The following is a 15,000-nucleotide window of genomic DNA, read 5'->3' as shown; positions in this document are numbered from 1 at the left end:
TCTTTTCCTGTCCTAAATTATTAGCTTTACCACGTACTTTAACCAAATTTATATGAAATTAGTAAGTTATAAAACTGAAGATAGAGAGCGCCTTGGCCTGTTCATAGATGGCCACATCTATAATTTAAACAGTTGTGATAAGCTGCTTCCTGATACGATGAATGAATTTTTGCAAGGAGGAGAAGTACTGATGGAACGGGCAAAAAAGATTGATTTACAAATTAAAGATGGATCGTTATTGGCTAAAGAGGAAATCTTTTATGAAATTTTGGCTCCGGTTCCTCACCCATCCAGTTGTAGAGATGGTTATGCTTTTAGGCAACATGTTGCAGCAGCACGAAGAAACCGCAAAGTTGATATGATCCCTCAATTTGATGAGTATCCTATATTTTATTTTACAAACCATAATGCTATTGAAGGTACGGGAGAAATTGAGTGTATGCCAGATCACTTCGATAAATTGGATTTCGAACTTGAGCTGGCGATAGTGATTGGTAAAAAAGGCAGAAATATTAAAGCAGCAGAGGCTGATGAATACATCGCTGGCTATATGGTGATGAATGACATGAGCGCCCGCACTTTGCAAATGGAAGAAATGTTGCTCAATCTTGGTCCGGCAAAAGGGAAAGATTTTTCTACTGTGATTGGACCGTGGTTGGTTACGCCAGATGAACTTGAAAAATATAAAGTGCCAGCAAAGGTAGGCCATGTGGGGAATGCTTACGATTTGAAAATGACTTGTCGTGTAAACGGGATAGAGGTATCTCAAGGCAATGCTGCGGATATGGATTGGACCTTTGCCGAGATCATTGAGCGGTGTGCTTATGGGGTCGACATTCTGCCAGGCGACGTAATTGGGTCGGGAACGGTAGGTACGGGCTGCTTCCTCGAACTAAACGGAACCGGTTTATTAAATGATCCGAATTATAAAACACAATGGTTGCAGCCTGGCGATGTGGTGGAAATGGAAATTACAGGTTTAGGTGCGCTAACCAATAACATTACAAAAGCAGACACTGATTTTTCGATCTTGGCTTTGAAGAAATAAAACTTTTATCCTCTGTTAAAAAATTGAAACGTTTTAACGTTGAAACGTTCAGGTCGTATAGTCACAATACATGTAAATTAATCATTTAACGTTTTGGTTATGACAAAGATTGAAAAGTTTGAGGATTTGGAAATTTGGCAGTTGGCAAAACAAGTTGGGGTAGAGGCTTATCGTATTTCTGATTCTGAACCGATGAAATCTGACTTCGGTTTAAAGCACCAATTTCGACGAGCAGCCATGTCCATGTCTGATAATGTTGCTGAGGGTTTTGAATACAATAATAATCCTGATTTTGTACGTTTTTAAACTTATGCCAAAGGTTCTTCACGTGAGTTTAGAAATAAAATAATAGTCGTTCAGGCAGCGAACAAATTATCGCAAACTGATTTTAATTTTTTGTATGATAAGTGTATTGAATTTTCAGCAAAAACTAAGCGATTTATAGATTATTTGAGAGATTTTGAATTAAAAAAGAAGAACCTCAAGAGCAAAAAGTAGTATCAAACATTTATAACTTTAAAACATTCCAACTTTCCAACATTAGAAAACATTCCAACTTTCACGCTTTCCAACGTTAAAACATTTCAACAACTAAAACATTCCAACTTTGTTAACCCTAAAAACCGAAGATTTAAGTGCTGTGCAATTGCAGGATTATCTGCAATATGCTATTGCACCCCGTCCAATTTGCTTTGCCTCTACTATTGATGCTGACGGAAATATTAATTTGAGTCCCTTTAGCTTTTTCAATATGTTTAGTACAAAGCCGCCCATTTGTATCTTTTCGCCAGCAAGAAGGGTTCGTGATAATACCACAAAACACACATTGGAGAACGTACTGGAGGTAAAAGAATGCGTTATCAATATTGTAAATTACGATATGGTACAGCAAATGAGCTTGGCCAGTACCGAATATGCAAAAGGTGTGAATGAGTTTGAAAAAGCGGGATTTACGATGCTAACTTCTGATTTAGTCTCTCCACCGAGGGTTGCAGAAGCACCAGTTCAGTTTGAATGTGTGGTTAATCAGGTAATCCCTTTAGGCGATAGCCATGGTGCTGGTAATTTAATACTCGCTGAAATAAAGTTAATCCACATCAATGAAGATATTTTGGATAACAGTGGGAAAATCGACCAAAAGAAAATTGATTTGGTAGCCCGCTTGGGTGGCGATTGGTACTGCCGGGTTACTGAAAACAATTTATTTAAAGTGGCTAAACCTTTGGCTAAGCTCGGAATAGGAGTGGATGCTTTGCCTAAAGCGATTCGTTTATCTAAAGTGTTAACCGGGAATGATTTGGGGATGTTAGGAAATGTTGAAGTGCTGCCAGATGAGCAGGAAGTTGACTTGGTAAGCTCGCATCCTGAAGTGAAGGAAATTTTGGATGCCACAATAGGTGATGCTACCAATAGGGAACGAGAGCTGCACGGACTCGCCAAAACCTTTCTCGAGAGCGGGGAGGTAACACTTGCTTTAAAAGTCGTTTTACTTTAAATTTAATTTCTAAAACCAAGCACCATGCATACTATCGTTCAGGTTGATCAGTACATTATTAATTCTGCTGAATTCGCCATTCCAATTTTGGATCATTTAAGAAATCTAGTTCACAAAGCAGATGCCCGGATAGAAGAAAAGATGAAATGGAGCATGCCATTTTTTGAGCTAAAAGGTCCGGTTTGCCATATGGCTTCATTCAAAAACCATTGTGCTTTTGGTTTTTGGAAAGGCTCATTAATGACAGACGAACTCAATCTTTTCAAAGATCGAACGAACGCAATGGGTGCACTCGGAAAAATCAAAACGTTTGCAGATTTACCACCAGACGAAGTGCTGATGGCTTATATCCAGCACGCTATACAGCTTAATGAAGCAGGTATTAAACTTCCGCCGAAACCAAAAAGTGCTGAAAAGCCGCCGTTAATTTTGCCCCAGTTTCTTGTTGATGCTTTACAGAACGATCCGGTTGCATTACGTGTTTTTCAGAATTTTAGCGAATCAAATAAAAGAGAATATGTGATTTGGCTAGAAGAGGCAAAAACTGAAGCTACTAAACAAAAGCGTTTAGAAACCGCTTTGGAATGGCTTGGCGAAGGAAAGCCGAGAATGTGGAAGTACCTAAAGAAATAACTCTATAAAATACTTACAATCTTCATGAAGCGGTTTCTGTAATGTCCGTTAAGCTCGGTAATGGTTACACTATGAGCTTTTCCCGAAGAGGCGTGAATAAACTTTATTCCGTTTTCATCGATAGAATAAACGATGCCTACATGACCAATACGTCTTACTTTAGAGTTACTGCCTGTAAAAATTAAAACGTCACCAACTTTTGCGTTTTCCAGGTTGGTTTCTTTACCTGCGCCACTAAATTCACGTGATGAACGCGGTACCTTAAAACCAAAATTGCTAAAAACATAACTTACAAAACCAGAACAATCAAAACCTATTTTCGGATTGCTTGTAGCGTAACGGTAGCGAATACCTAACATGCTTTTAGCAAAATCGATAAGTGTTTCAGACTTTGTTTCTTGATTACCTGATGGAGCCTTAGCTTCTTTTGGTAGATTAGCAACCAGTTTTTTAACCATTTCCTGGTATTGTGCTGGTATGATGGTTTGAGCTTTTCCTGCGGTTGCAGACAAAATGAAAAACAGAATTGGAATGATTATTTTCTTCATATGTTGGAGCCAAAGATAGAAAAATAATCTAAGGCAGCTCAAAATGTGGAAAACCAGTTAAAACAAAAGAAGCTCAAGTAAACTTGAACTTCTTAATTAACTTTGAAATTTTATTATATTCCAGGAAACAAAGTCTGTGCTTTTTCTCCAATTAACGGAATTGGCTTTTTCTGACCATTAATTGCTCCAATTAAACCAATAATCCAAAGTACAAAAAGACCAATCTGAACGATTGTCGCAATAATCCCTAAAGAAGCAATATTAGTAGAAACAATTAAAATAGTCAATAAAATACTTAAACCCCATCCTAGCACCGTTGATACGATTGCAAAAAGCAACGTTTGTCTTAATTGATAGCTACCAAGTTCGGTTTTATTGTCTTTATGGATTGCGAAGTACGCAATTAGCCAACCAATGATGGTAAAATAACTTACGATGCCAGCCGTTTTGCCATCGCCCGTAGTGGTGAAGTTTTTGTTTGTTTCCATAAATTTAAATTCAGATTGATATATAGTTTATTCTCGGGACAATTAATTAGTATTTAATTTAGGAAAAGTAATCAAATCCTTTAAACAAAAAGATAAATTACCATTATAAAATTGTTATTAGGGTGTAGTTACCGCAACTGGCAATACTTTTCCATTAAAAAATTTGTACCCGGTTTTAGCGAAATCAGCAATATATTTACCCATCTCAAAGGCCATAACCGGACTTTGATATCCCGGAAACGCTGCCTCCAGCATTTCAGTTTGGGCAGAGCCTAAGGCCAAACAGTTTACTTTAATTCCGGTTTCGGCCAATTCAAAAGCCAGGCATTCCGTCAGTGTGTGCAAAGCCGATTTACTGGCAGAATAAGCCGCCAGTCCAGGAAATTTAACGCTGCCCTGAAAACCTCCCATACTTCCGATGTTAACAATGTGTCCGCCAGTTTGCATGAGTGGTAGAATTTGTTGAATCATCCTAAAATGAGAGATCACATTACTTTGGAGCATTTCGGCAAGATCTGCTTCTGTAGTTTGCAGAAAAGGTTTGTTAATTAATGCACCCGCATTGTTAATTAAAATATCTACATGTCCCAATCGCTCTTTCAAAAATGGAATAAGCGCTGCATAATCGTCATTTACGATGTCAAACTCTACAGGTAATAATGTACAATCAGGGTTAATTCCCTTCGCAATTTCTAGTAGCTTCCGCAATTTATCTGCAGTACGGGCTATGGCAACAATTTTGTTTTCTTTTTGTAAACTGAATTCTAAAGCTGTTTCGAAACCAATTCCGCTGCTTGCCCCGGTAATTATAATGTTCATTTTATTCTTTTGATTGATATCAGCTTGAAATTGCTGTTGTTTGCTAAATTAAAATTAGTTCGATATCAAAATCGACTTAAAACCTTTATCGGAGGTAACTAGTGGAATTTGCAAAAATTTTGAAGTGGCAGCGATTATCGCATCGGGAGTTTTTACTCGATATTGCTGACGAATTGAGATCGCAATATTTTTTATTTCAGAATTCAATTCAATTATTACACAATCTTCTAATAAAGATTTTAGTCCTAATCTCTCGTTCTCCTTAAGCAAATGCCAGCCTAATAATTCAATTTCAGATATTACTGAAACGATTGCAGTTCCATCTAGAAAGGGTTCGGTTTTTTCTAAACCCTCGTGAACATTAATGAGAAAGTTTGTATCAGCAACAAAACTAAATGAACTCATTTCTTATTTTTTGTTGATAATCAACGCCATCAAGTCCACGCTGAAGTTTGCCGAAGTGCTTACGTAAGCTTTTTTTTGCAGCTCCTTCCGACACTTTTTTTATTGCTTCTTGTACTTTTTCTTTAGTAACGGGTTGCTGAATTTCAATTATCATAATCAAATTTAATCAATTAAAATCAATTTTTGGCAGGCTTAAATTATTTGTATTTCGACTATTCCGCAACTAACTGGCTCACCGGATATTTAATCACATGCAAACCATCATTAATTAATTTACGATGATCGGCTTCTCTGGCTGCCTTAAGCTCAAGGTAAATCAAAACGTCTCTTTCCAGTTGATGGTAGATTTTTTTATGGTAAACAAGTTCCAGAATTTCCAAGGCACAAAGCCAGTCTTGCCTGTGGTTGGTTCTAAGTTGATCAAATATATCAGGCAGCTGTGCTAAGTGATCACCGCTTTCCCTAATCTCCCGAACGGTTTTGTATAGTTGATGAAGTTTTAAGGTCTTATCATCATAAACGATTTGCTGAGTTTTTTCCAAACTAACCAAGGTAATTTCTTCGAAAGCATCTTTATCTGCAGCTCCATTAAACACAGATACAATTTTATCTCCAACGGCCATGTCGTAAATTCCCCATTCGGGTTTAAATAAAACATTGCCATTGCCTTCGGTAACGGTACATTCCTCAAACGTTATTAATATTGTCTTTTCCCCTCTTTTTAAAATATTATTCACCTTGCCTGCTACAGTAATACCACTTTCAAAGGTCAAATTGGTTTTATTGCCGAGGTAAAGCCCAGCCAATTCCATTTCTTCATCACTATAATTTTCGAGGGGCTTTAGCGAACTTTTAAGTCTTCCAACGGGAGAGGAAAACCCATCTTTATGATAATCTTTGCCGTGATTTTCAAGCTGCTTTTCTGCGAAAGCCAATGCCGAAACGCCAGTAGTTTTAATAAATGTTACTTCATCATCAGCGTTTAGGCCAATATCAGTAAATACGCCGCTTACCTGCAAACCCGAGCTATACACTGCGGTAGCAACGTTCTTGCAAGCAATTGCTTTCATTACACTTTCTGCACCTCCAACCCTAAAAGCCATGGTATTTGCGAAGGTTTCTAAAACATCGATTAAATTTTGGAAAGTTTCTGTAACAAATAGTTGCGGCTGTGGCTTAGTAATGTCGTAAGCATAATTAATGGTATCCATGTTATACCAACTTTTTTCAACATCCCTTTGCATGCAACTCGCACTTTCACCGATGGAAGAAAGTAATCCGGCACCATAGATTTTTGGATTTTCCAAAGTCCCAATTAAGCCGTATTCCACTGTCCACCAGTGCAGCCGACCCAACAATGCCATTTCCGATGGTTCGCCCATATTCTCATTAATGTACCGAAGTTCTTTTTCTGCTTTGGCGATCTCGCTTTCGTTGGCATCAACAGCTTCCTTCAAAATAGAGAGCTTTCTAATGGCTTCATAAAGTTCAAAATCTTTGGCAGAGAACATCGCTTTTGCGCCAATAGAACCAAAATAACTGAGGTAATTGTTATAGTCAGTATCTGCAATGATCGGAGCATGCCCAGCGCTTTCGTGAATAATATCTGGAGCAGGCGTATATTCAATGTGGTTAATTTGCCTGATATCAGCCGCAATAACCAACACCCGATAAGCCTGGTATTCCATAAAGGCTGCAGGCGGAATAAAACCATCAACAGTAACTGCACCCCAACCAATTTTACCTAAATTATCATTCATGGTTTGCAAATCAGGAATATGTTCTATACTCAAACCCGCTCTTTGTAAACCCTTTATGTATGGATAATAAGCCACGTTTTTTAAGTAGCTATAATTTTGTCGCATCACATACCGCCAAACCGCCTGATCTATAGGCGTATATTTCTCGTAGTTTTGGTCAACAATAAACTGTTTTAAATGCTTGGGTAGTTTAGCTACCTGGGCATTATTAAAGTCATTAAAATGGCTCATGGTTTATGAAAATAAGTTGGTTGGGAGCTAATATATGGTGTTGCCTTTATGTTAGCAAATAAGCGACTGCTTAAATTAACAGCACAGCGTAATAAAGGTTTGAGGCAATAAATGCTAATTTTAATAAATAGATTAATCATTTGAAAAGCTAAACCTGCCTTTCATTTCAATGGGTAGCCGGGCTGTTCGCTAAATCTTTTACGCATTAAAAATGCGTAAAAAGGATACCGCTTCCATCCCGTTTAATCACACCAGGCTGTGCTCATCAACATGGTTTTTTTTGGGAATGTGCTCTCAACCATAAACAGAACAACGACCAAGGCTAGCTAAACCCGACTTAATGGAAAACACGCAATCCCGATTTTTCATCGGGAGCGGATTTGAAATGAGGGCGGGGCCGGATTAACCTAAATGCTGCTGACCCTGCTTTTCAAAAAGAAGTTAGTGCTTTTTGGCAACTTTTTTATCCCCGATTTTTTTAACTCTGAAGGTAAAGTAATGTTGGTAGAGATAACTAAATCCGGCAATGCCAACTGATACAACCAACCGCGAAATGGTAGGGTAAATTCCCAGCATTTCTACAAAAAATTTCAATAACACATAGTTTAACAACATGTTAATGAACTGCAGATTTAGAAATCGAAATAATTGAGTACGCGATTTAACTTCGCTATGCGTAAAAATTACATATTTATTGAGTAAAAAGCTGTAAGGAATCACAATTGCAAACTCAACAATTAAAGCCATCGTATTCCGTTTCAGCGTCATAGCTAAAACTTTAACTTCTTCTGTTAAAAACAAATAATTATAAGCCAGATAGAAGACAACCAAGCCGAGTACGAAAGTACTTCCGCCGGTAGCTAAATACCTGAAATTATGTAAGGAAATAAATCTTTTAAACGGTGGGTAAAAAAAATCGATAAAAGATAAAATGGCTTTACGCATTATGGAATTATTTGGCCAAAAATATAAAGATTTGGCACAATTGTTAAATAAAATGCAAAATGATGCTGGCTAAAGCCACTTTGAATAAGTTGAGTTAACTAATTAGAAGGCCCAGTATTTATTTCGCGTTGTTTTGGTAGGCGGGCTGTGCAACAAAATCAATCACTGCACACCAGGTGTATGTTGGGTGGCCTTGAATGCTAATACCAACTGTGTTAAGTTTGTTTTTTTGATCGATAATGTTAAATCGATGCCCTAGCTCGGGCACCCCGCAATCCAGAAGCAAATGGCAAACAATGTCTAGGCTTTTTGAATAGCCAAAATCAATATTTTCGCTTTTGGTGAGGTTGGGGAAAAACTTTGAAAGACGTTTTGTGAATGAATTGCCATTACTGCTTTCATGCGAACTTAAGCTGTATTTTTTTAAATCTAAGGCATGGCTCTTACTCAATGCACTCAATTTCTCATCAGGATAAAACATCGGCAAATTTTTAACGCCGCGTAAATGCTTAAGCAGTGAGGTATAGTAAGGGTTATCTTGGGTGATACGCAGTTGATTATAGTTGCGGTATTTTCGAACTTTAGCATTGTAGTTATAGATGTAATCATCCAGAAAAGTATAATAGAATTTTTCTCCATCCATGCGGATTAAATTCATGTACATCACAATATCTTTTTCTTCATTTGTTAAATAAGCTGCATTTGCGGCCGTATTGGCTCTATGGAATTCGGCGTCGGTCCAAGTTTGAGCTTTTACCTGCCTGCCGATAACAATAAGAAATAAAACGGCTAAAAATAGTTTGTTCATCAAAGTGACGGTATTCATCAATAACGCCGTTAAAAATCATTTATTTTTAGATATAGAAATTAAACCAAAATCTGGACAGGTAAGTGATTAGTTACAACTCATTGAATACTGAGATAATGGATTATTACTAATTTTAGAACATGATACGAATGTTTATTCTGGCTCTGCTACTTGGGACAACAATATCTTTAAAAGCACAGGTTGATACCGCCGCTTACAGGGTAATTGCTAACGCTGTAAAAAAAGAATTTGCGCCAGATAAGCGATCAGTTTACTTTAACGTTGGTTTTAAAGGCGATACCATTTATGCAGAAAGCACTTCTGAAAAAGCATTACAAAGTTTAGCTGCTAAGTTGAGCAAGGTAACCGGACTTGTAAAAATTAGCGAGCTTTTACCATCGAAATCACTTAATGGTTTGGAGTTTGGTTTGGCTAATCTTTCGGTTTGCAACAATAGGGCAGCGCCCCAAAACGCGGCAGAAATGATGACACAAATGACTTTGGGCACTCCTGTGCAAGTATTAAAAAAACAGGGCGGATATTATTTGGTTAAAACACCAGACGGCTATATCTCCTATACGGATGGAGCAGCGGTTAGCTTGATGAATCGTGAAAGCTTTGAACATTGGAAAAAAGCGAAGCGGATGATTTATTTGGCCGATTATGGTCACGCTTATAGCAAAGCTGATGAAAAATCTCTTCGGGTTTCTGACCTGGTGAAAGGGAACATTTTGGAAGTAACAGCTGAAGTGAAAAACTTCTATCAGGTGGTATTTCCTGACAAGAGAATAGGGTATATTAAAAAAGCCGAAGGAACTTCGTTTTCAACCTGGCAGAAACAAACCAACCCGACTGCGGATGGAATTTTAAGCAGTGCCAAAACACTTTTGGGCGTTCCGTATTTATGGGGAGGCACATCAGTTAAAGGCGTTGATTGCAGCGGCTTTACCAAAACCAGCTATTTTCTAAACGGGATTGTAATTCCTAGAGATGCCTCGCAGCAGGCGTTGATTGGTGAGAAAATTGAAGTGCTCGAAAATGATTCTACTAGCATTGATAAGTGCCTGAAGAATTTAAAAGCGGGAGATTTACTATTTTTCGCAGCCGCGAAATTGAGGGGTGACTTCAAGGGGCGAATAACGCATACGGCCATTTATATGGGCAATGGGGAGTTTATCCAGTCAGCAGGAATGGTTAGAATTAATAGCTTAAAGCCTGGAGTATTCAACTTCGATGAGCGGGAATATAAAACGCTGGTAGGTGCCAGACGGTATCTCAATCAAATCGGGAAGCCAGAGATTACCAGGGTAGATAACCATGAGTGGTACGGGATGTAGAAGGTTTTGTCTTCCTAAATGTGCTTTTAAAGCAGATTTTGAGTTTGTAAATTCTGTCTAAATAATGATGATTTGAATAGTGTTCTTGGCTTTTTTAAACAAAAAAAAGTCGCAAGTTTTTAAACCTGCGACTATATATGATGTGATGCTGCGCTAAATTCAAAGCCAAAGAATTGCTTTAGCGCATGTAGATTCTTTTATGCCAAAAGCGTTCTCCAGCTTACCGCTTTTCCCACAATGTCAGCTAAGTCTGCAATTGCAACACGTTCCTGATCCATGCTATCGCGGTGGCGAATGGTAACAGTATTATCTTCTAAACTTTGGTGATCAACTGTGATACAAAATGGGGTACCAACAGCATCCTGACGGCGGTAGCGCTTTCCAATGGCATCTTTTTCTTCATAAATACAGTTGAAATCAAATTTCAGAGTATCCATAATTTCCCTAGCCTTTTCTGGTAAACCATCCTTTTTAGTTAATGGGAAAACAGCCACTTTGTAAGGTGCCAAAGCAGGGTGTAAGCGCAATAACGTACGGCTATCTTGTTTTTCGTCGGTGCTTAAATCTTGTTCTTCGAAAGCATTAATCATCGTTAACAAGAACATGCGATCTAAACCGATAGATGTTTCGATTACATAAGGAACATAATTTCCGTAAGGTTTGCCATCTTCATTTAAATCGTTGTCGAAATACTGCATTTTCTTGCCAGAAAACTCCTGGTGCTGCGTTAAATCGAAATCGGTTCTGCTGTGAATACCTTCCACTTCTTTAAATCCGAATGGAAATTCGAACTCAATATCAGTTGCCGCATTTGCGTAGTGCGCTAATTTAACGTGGTCGTGGTAGCGGTATTTTTCTGATGAAGTTCCCAAAGCTTTGTGCCATTTTAAACGAGCCTCTTTCCAGTACTCAAACCATTTTTTGTCTTCTCCCGGACGCACAAAGAATTGCATTTCCATTTGCTCAAACTCTCGCATGCGCATAATAAACTGACGGGCGATTACTTCGTTTCTAAAAGCTTTTCCAATTTGTGCAATACCAAAAGGAATTTTCATTCTTCCTGATTTTTGAACGTTCAAAAAGTTTACGAAAATACCTTGAGCAGTCTCCGGACGAAGATAAACTTCATCACTACCTTCTGCCATAGCTCCAAATTGAGTGCTAAACATCAGGTTAAATTGGCGAACATCTGTCCAGTTAGATGTTTTCGAGATAGGGCAGATTACCTTATAATCAACAATTAAATCTTTCAGCTGTGCTAAATTCTCAGCTTTAAGTGCGAGGTTCATTTCTACCTCCAGGGCTAAACCTTTTTTAACAAATCTCCAGCTTGCTTCATCAACAAAAGGATATTTTGCGGTATCTAAAATTCCTTCCTCATCTTTAAAACTCGGTACCCAGCTTGCCTGTCCTTCATCGCTTAAATTTAAAATCTCCTGCTGAAATTCTTCAAATTTAACTTTGTTTTCAGCACTGAAATTAGAAAGTTCAGCATATAGTTCATCAATTTTATTCTCTAATAATTGATCGGCACGATAACGTTTTTTCGAATCCTTGTTGTCAATCATCGGGTCGTTGAAACCATCAACGTGTCCGCTTGCTTTCCAAACTTTCGGGTGCATAAAAATCGCAGAATCAATGCCCACAATGTTTTCATGCATTTGTACCATGGCTTTCCACCAGTACGTTTTAATGTTATTTTTTAACTCGGCACCCAATTGGCCATAGTCGTAAACGGCGCTTAAGCCATCATATATTTCGCTGCTTTGGAACACGAAACCGTATTCTTTAGCGTGTGATATTACATTTTTAAATTGTTCGTCGTTATTCTTTTGAGCCATAATGCAGGCAAAGATAATTATTTTGAGCTGAAAGACTAAAGCTGAAAGATTAAAGTAAAAACCCCTGCTTTGATGTTCTTAAATGCCTTAAATGTTTAAAACTTTTTCGAAAAGCAAATACAGTGCTTATCAGTTTATTTCAGTCCCGCTTTGCGCTTTACTTCGTTGCACTACGTGTTCGCTGCAATCGGGTTTAAGGTGGCTAAAGTTGCTAATCTATTCACGTTTAAAATGCACAACCCCAAGAATTCCATTTTACATCATCCATTTTTTCCTATTTTTGAAACATGAAATTTCACTATCTACTTTTCTTTGCTGCAATCTCAGTTTTTACTGCCTGCAAACAAGAAGAAAAAGTTCATCATTATATTAAATTCAATAAAACCGAAGAATTATATCAGTTCTTAAAATGGTCGCCTGAGAAACGCTTTCCATTAATTAGCGCTCACCGCGGCGGACCAATGCCCGGATTTCCTGAAAATTGTATTGAAACTTTCGAAAACGCCACCACGTATAACCCGATGGTGATCGAATTTGATATTGCATATAGCAAAGATTCGGTAATGGTGATTATGCATGATGATAAGCTGGATAGAACTTCAACAGGCAAAGGAGAAATAGGAAGTTATACTTACGAAGAGCTCCAAGCTTTTAACCTGAAAGATGATGATGGAAAAGAAACCAGTTTCAAAATTCCAACTTTGGATAGCGTATTGAGCTGGAGCAAAGGCAAGGTTTTGCTCACCATCGATTTAAAACGTGGAGTGAGTTATGCAAAGATAATTGAGAAAGTGAAGCAGTATAAAGTTGAAAGCAACTCAATCATCATCACTTACACTGCAAATCAGGCACAGGAAGTCCATCAGTTGGCTCCTGATTTGATGATCTCCGCATCGGTACAAAAAAAATCTGAACTGAAACGATTAAACAATTTGGGCATCCCAAATAATAGAATTGTAGCTTTTGTGGGGGTAAGTGCACCTGATAAAGAACTATATAGTTATCTACATGAAAAAGGTATCACAACCATTCTCGGTACAATGGGCAACATCGATAAAAGCTCGATTGCCAATCCTGCCAAAAATGTTTATTATCATTTGGTAAACAATGGAGCAGATATTTTGTCATCGGATAACATTGCCCAAGCTGCCGAACAATTGGATAAATTTCGGTACAATAAGAAGCTGAGTTCAGCCAATATTAACTAATATTACCGTCATAGCGATGTACAAAGCAATCTATATTGCCAGAGAGATTGCTTCGTGCCTCGCAATGACGACTGATTTATAAAAAAACAAAATGAGTATTTTAGTAAAAAATCTGTCCAAACACTATCATAACCAAAAGGCGGTAGATGCGATTAGTTTTGAAGCCAAACCGGGACGGATTTTAGGTTTCCTGGGGCCGAATGGTGCAGGGAAATCAACTACAATGCGCATGCTTACCGGTTATTTGGAACCCACTTCTGGCCACGCTGAAATTGCAGGAAGAAATATTTTAACAGAAGCCATTGAAGCAAAAAAGCATATTGGCTACCTGCCCGAAAACACACCGCTTTATACGGAAATGTACATCAAGGAATTTTTGAATTTTGTAGGCCAAACCTATAAAATGAAAAATTTAGCTCACCGTATTGATGAAGTAATTAAAATGGTTGGCTTAACACCTGAGCAACATAAAAAAATAGGAATGTTATCTAAAGGTTATCGTCAGAGGGTTGGTTTGGCTCAGGCTATCATTCACAATCCTGATGTTTTAATCTTGGATGAACCTACTTCTGGCTTAGATCCAAATCAATTGGTAGATATCAGGGGATTGATCAAGGCGCTTGGCAAAAACAAAACCGTAATTATCTCCACGCACATCATGCAGGAAGTTGAGGCCATTTGCGATGATATCATCATCATAAATAAAGGCAAGATTGTAGCTAACGATTCACTCGAAGGAATCAAAAACTCAAATAATAACAGCTCATTAGAAGCTATTTTTAGAAAACTTACAGCTTAATCTATGTTTAAAGTACGTTTCCTGGTTCTTGCTGCTATCCTTTTTTTATGCTTAAATGCGAAAGCACAAACTTCTTCTAATATCAGCATCGGTGCCGAATTCGGACTTCCATCTGGAAATTTCGTTAGTTTATCTGGAATAGGTTTGGGCGCTTCTGCGAAGGCAGATTTTCCAGTGTCATCACAAATAGCGCTAACCGTTAATGCAGGTTTTATGAGTTTCTTCGGAAAACGCAACCAATTAATCAATCTACGCGATTTAACTTATATTCCACTTAAAGCGGGGATTAAATACCAAAGCCAAAGTTTTTACGCTGAAGCTCAGGTAGGAGCAGGGTTGTCAATTAACGGGCAACGAAATGTATTTATCTGGTCGCCCGGAATAGGGAACCAATTCAAATTATCAGGTAATAACAAACTTGATGTTGGCATCCGTTACGAAGCTTGGGCAGGTAAAAATGAAACCAGCATTTTGGGTATTAATAATTCGAGCTCAAAGGGATTTGCAGGTATTCGTGTTGCCTATGTTTTTGGTCTGTAGAGTAATAAATAGAATTGGCACTATTAAATTAATTTTTTTGGTTTGATATTATTATTACTGATAATCAGGTAGATGTGATTTTTGTCGACCGATTT

Annotated in this window: 17 protein-coding genes; 8 read left to right on the top strand and 9 right to left on the bottom strand. The window is 37.9% G+C overall.

Going from position 1 to position 15,000, the window contains the following annotated elements; translation table 11 throughout:
• Positions 1-52 precede the first annotated feature (52 nt).
• The 4 genes from AC3ITD_RS12065 (at position 53) to AC3ITD_RS12050 (ending at position 3,176) form a co-directional block, all read left to right on the top strand.
• Positions 53-1,048, top strand: a complete 996-nt coding sequence (locus tag AC3ITD_RS12065; protein ID WP_489360043.1) for a fumarylacetoacetate hydrolase family protein — start codon at positions 53-55, stop codon at positions 1,046-1,048.
• A gap of 99 nt (positions 1,049-1,147) precedes the next feature.
• Positions 1,148-1,354, top strand: a complete 207-nt coding sequence (locus AC3ITD_RS12060) for a four helix bundle protein (RefSeq protein ID WP_489360041.1) — start codon at positions 1,148-1,150, stop codon at positions 1,352-1,354.
• A 301-nt stretch (positions 1,355-1,655) separates the two neighbouring features.
• Positions 1,656-2,543 carry a flavin reductase family protein gene (locus AC3ITD_RS12055; RefSeq protein WP_265799894.1) on the top strand — a complete coding sequence of 296 codons (888 nt, stop codon included), beginning with the start codon at positions 1,656-1,658 and terminating at the stop codon, positions 2,541-2,543.
• A 24-nt stretch (positions 2,544-2,567) separates the two neighbouring features.
• Positions 2,568-3,176, top strand: a complete 609-nt coding sequence (locus tag AC3ITD_RS12050; protein ID WP_489360038.1) for a YdeI/OmpD-associated family protein — start codon at positions 2,568-2,570, stop codon at positions 3,174-3,176.
• Between the two features lie 2 nt (positions 3,177-3,178).
• Here AC3ITD_RS12050 and AC3ITD_RS12045 read toward each other — a convergent pair whose 3' ends face one another.
• From AC3ITD_RS12045 to AC3ITD_RS12010, 8 genes are all read right to left on the bottom strand, one after another.
• Positions 3,179-3,724, bottom strand: coding sequence for a C40 family peptidase (locus tag AC3ITD_RS12045; protein ID WP_265799890.1), 546 nt, complete (start codon positions 3,722-3,724; stop codon positions 3,179-3,181).
• 113 nt (positions 3,725-3,837) lie between these two features.
• A complete protein-coding gene (locus tag AC3ITD_RS12040; RefSeq protein ID WP_056851375.1) occupies positions 3,838-4,212 on the bottom strand; it encodes a DUF4870 domain-containing protein in 375 nt (124 codons plus the stop codon).
• 117 nt (positions 4,213-4,329) lie between these two features.
• Positions 4,330-5,031, bottom strand: coding sequence for an SDR family oxidoreductase (locus AC3ITD_RS12035; RefSeq protein WP_489360036.1), 702 nt, complete (start codon positions 5,029-5,031; stop codon positions 4,330-4,332).
• A 54-nt stretch (positions 5,032-5,085) separates the two neighbouring features.
• Complete coding sequence (locus AC3ITD_RS12030) at positions 5,086-5,436, bottom strand: type II toxin-antitoxin system VapC family toxin (protein ID WP_489360034.1); 351 nt, start codon at positions 5,434-5,436, stop codon at positions 5,086-5,088.
• A complete protein-coding gene (locus AC3ITD_RS12025) occupies positions 5,423-5,590 on the bottom strand; it encodes a hypothetical protein (RefSeq protein ID WP_157255777.1) in 168 nt (55 codons plus the stop codon). The genes AC3ITD_RS12030 and AC3ITD_RS12025 overlap by 14 nt, the downstream gene beginning before the upstream one ends.
• A gap of 58 nt (positions 5,591-5,648) precedes the next feature.
• Positions 5,649-7,427, bottom strand: a complete 1,779-nt coding sequence (locus tag AC3ITD_RS12020) for an aromatic amino acid hydroxylase (protein ID WP_489360031.1) — start codon at positions 7,425-7,427, stop codon at positions 5,649-5,651.
• 441 nt (positions 7,428-7,868) lie between these two features.
• Complete coding sequence (locus AC3ITD_RS12015) at positions 7,869-8,372, bottom strand: GtrA family protein (protein WP_489360029.1); 504 nt, start codon at positions 8,370-8,372, stop codon at positions 7,869-7,871.
• A gap of 118 nt (positions 8,373-8,490) precedes the next feature.
• The gene (locus AC3ITD_RS12010) at positions 8,491-9,180 is read right to left on the bottom strand and encodes a CAP domain-containing protein (protein WP_489360027.1); all 690 of its coding nucleotides are present in this window, start codon (positions 9,178-9,180) and stop codon (positions 8,491-8,493) included.
• A gap of 140 nt (positions 9,181-9,320) precedes the next feature.
• Between AC3ITD_RS12010 and AC3ITD_RS12005 the strand changes: the two genes are divergently transcribed.
• A complete protein-coding gene (locus AC3ITD_RS12005) occupies positions 9,321-10,517 on the top strand; it encodes a C40 family peptidase (protein ID WP_489360025.1) in 1,197 nt (398 codons plus the stop codon).
• A 197-nt stretch (positions 10,518-10,714) separates the two neighbouring features.
• Here the strand turns inward: AC3ITD_RS12005 and AC3ITD_RS12000 are convergent, their stop codons facing one another.
• Positions 10,715-12,358, bottom strand: coding sequence for a glycine--tRNA ligase (locus AC3ITD_RS12000; protein WP_489360023.1), 1,644 nt, complete (start codon positions 12,356-12,358; stop codon positions 10,715-10,717).
• Positions 12,359-12,645: 287 nt separating this feature from the next.
• Between AC3ITD_RS12000 and AC3ITD_RS11995 the strand changes: the two genes are divergently transcribed.
• From AC3ITD_RS11995 to AC3ITD_RS11985, 3 genes are all read left to right on the top strand, one after another.
• Positions 12,646-13,566 carry a glycerophosphodiester phosphodiesterase family protein gene (locus tag AC3ITD_RS11995; protein ID WP_489360021.1) on the top strand — a complete coding sequence of 307 codons (921 nt, stop codon included), beginning with the start codon at positions 12,646-12,648 and terminating at the stop codon, positions 13,564-13,566.
• A 91-nt stretch (positions 13,567-13,657) separates the two neighbouring features.
• Complete coding sequence (locus AC3ITD_RS11990; RefSeq protein ID WP_489360019.1) at positions 13,658-14,365, top strand: ATP-binding cassette domain-containing protein; 708 nt, start codon at positions 13,658-13,660, stop codon at positions 14,363-14,365.
• 3 nt (positions 14,366-14,368) lie between these two features.
• Entirely contained in the window at positions 14,369-14,905 is a 537-nt protein-coding gene (locus AC3ITD_RS11985; protein WP_489360017.1) for a hypothetical protein, read from the top strand.
• Positions 14,906-15,000 lie beyond the last annotated feature (95 nt).

The sequence above is a fragment of the Pedobacter sp. KH_004 genome (genome assembly GCF_057840755.1).
This window is presented reverse-complemented; position numbering and strand designations above follow the sequence as displayed.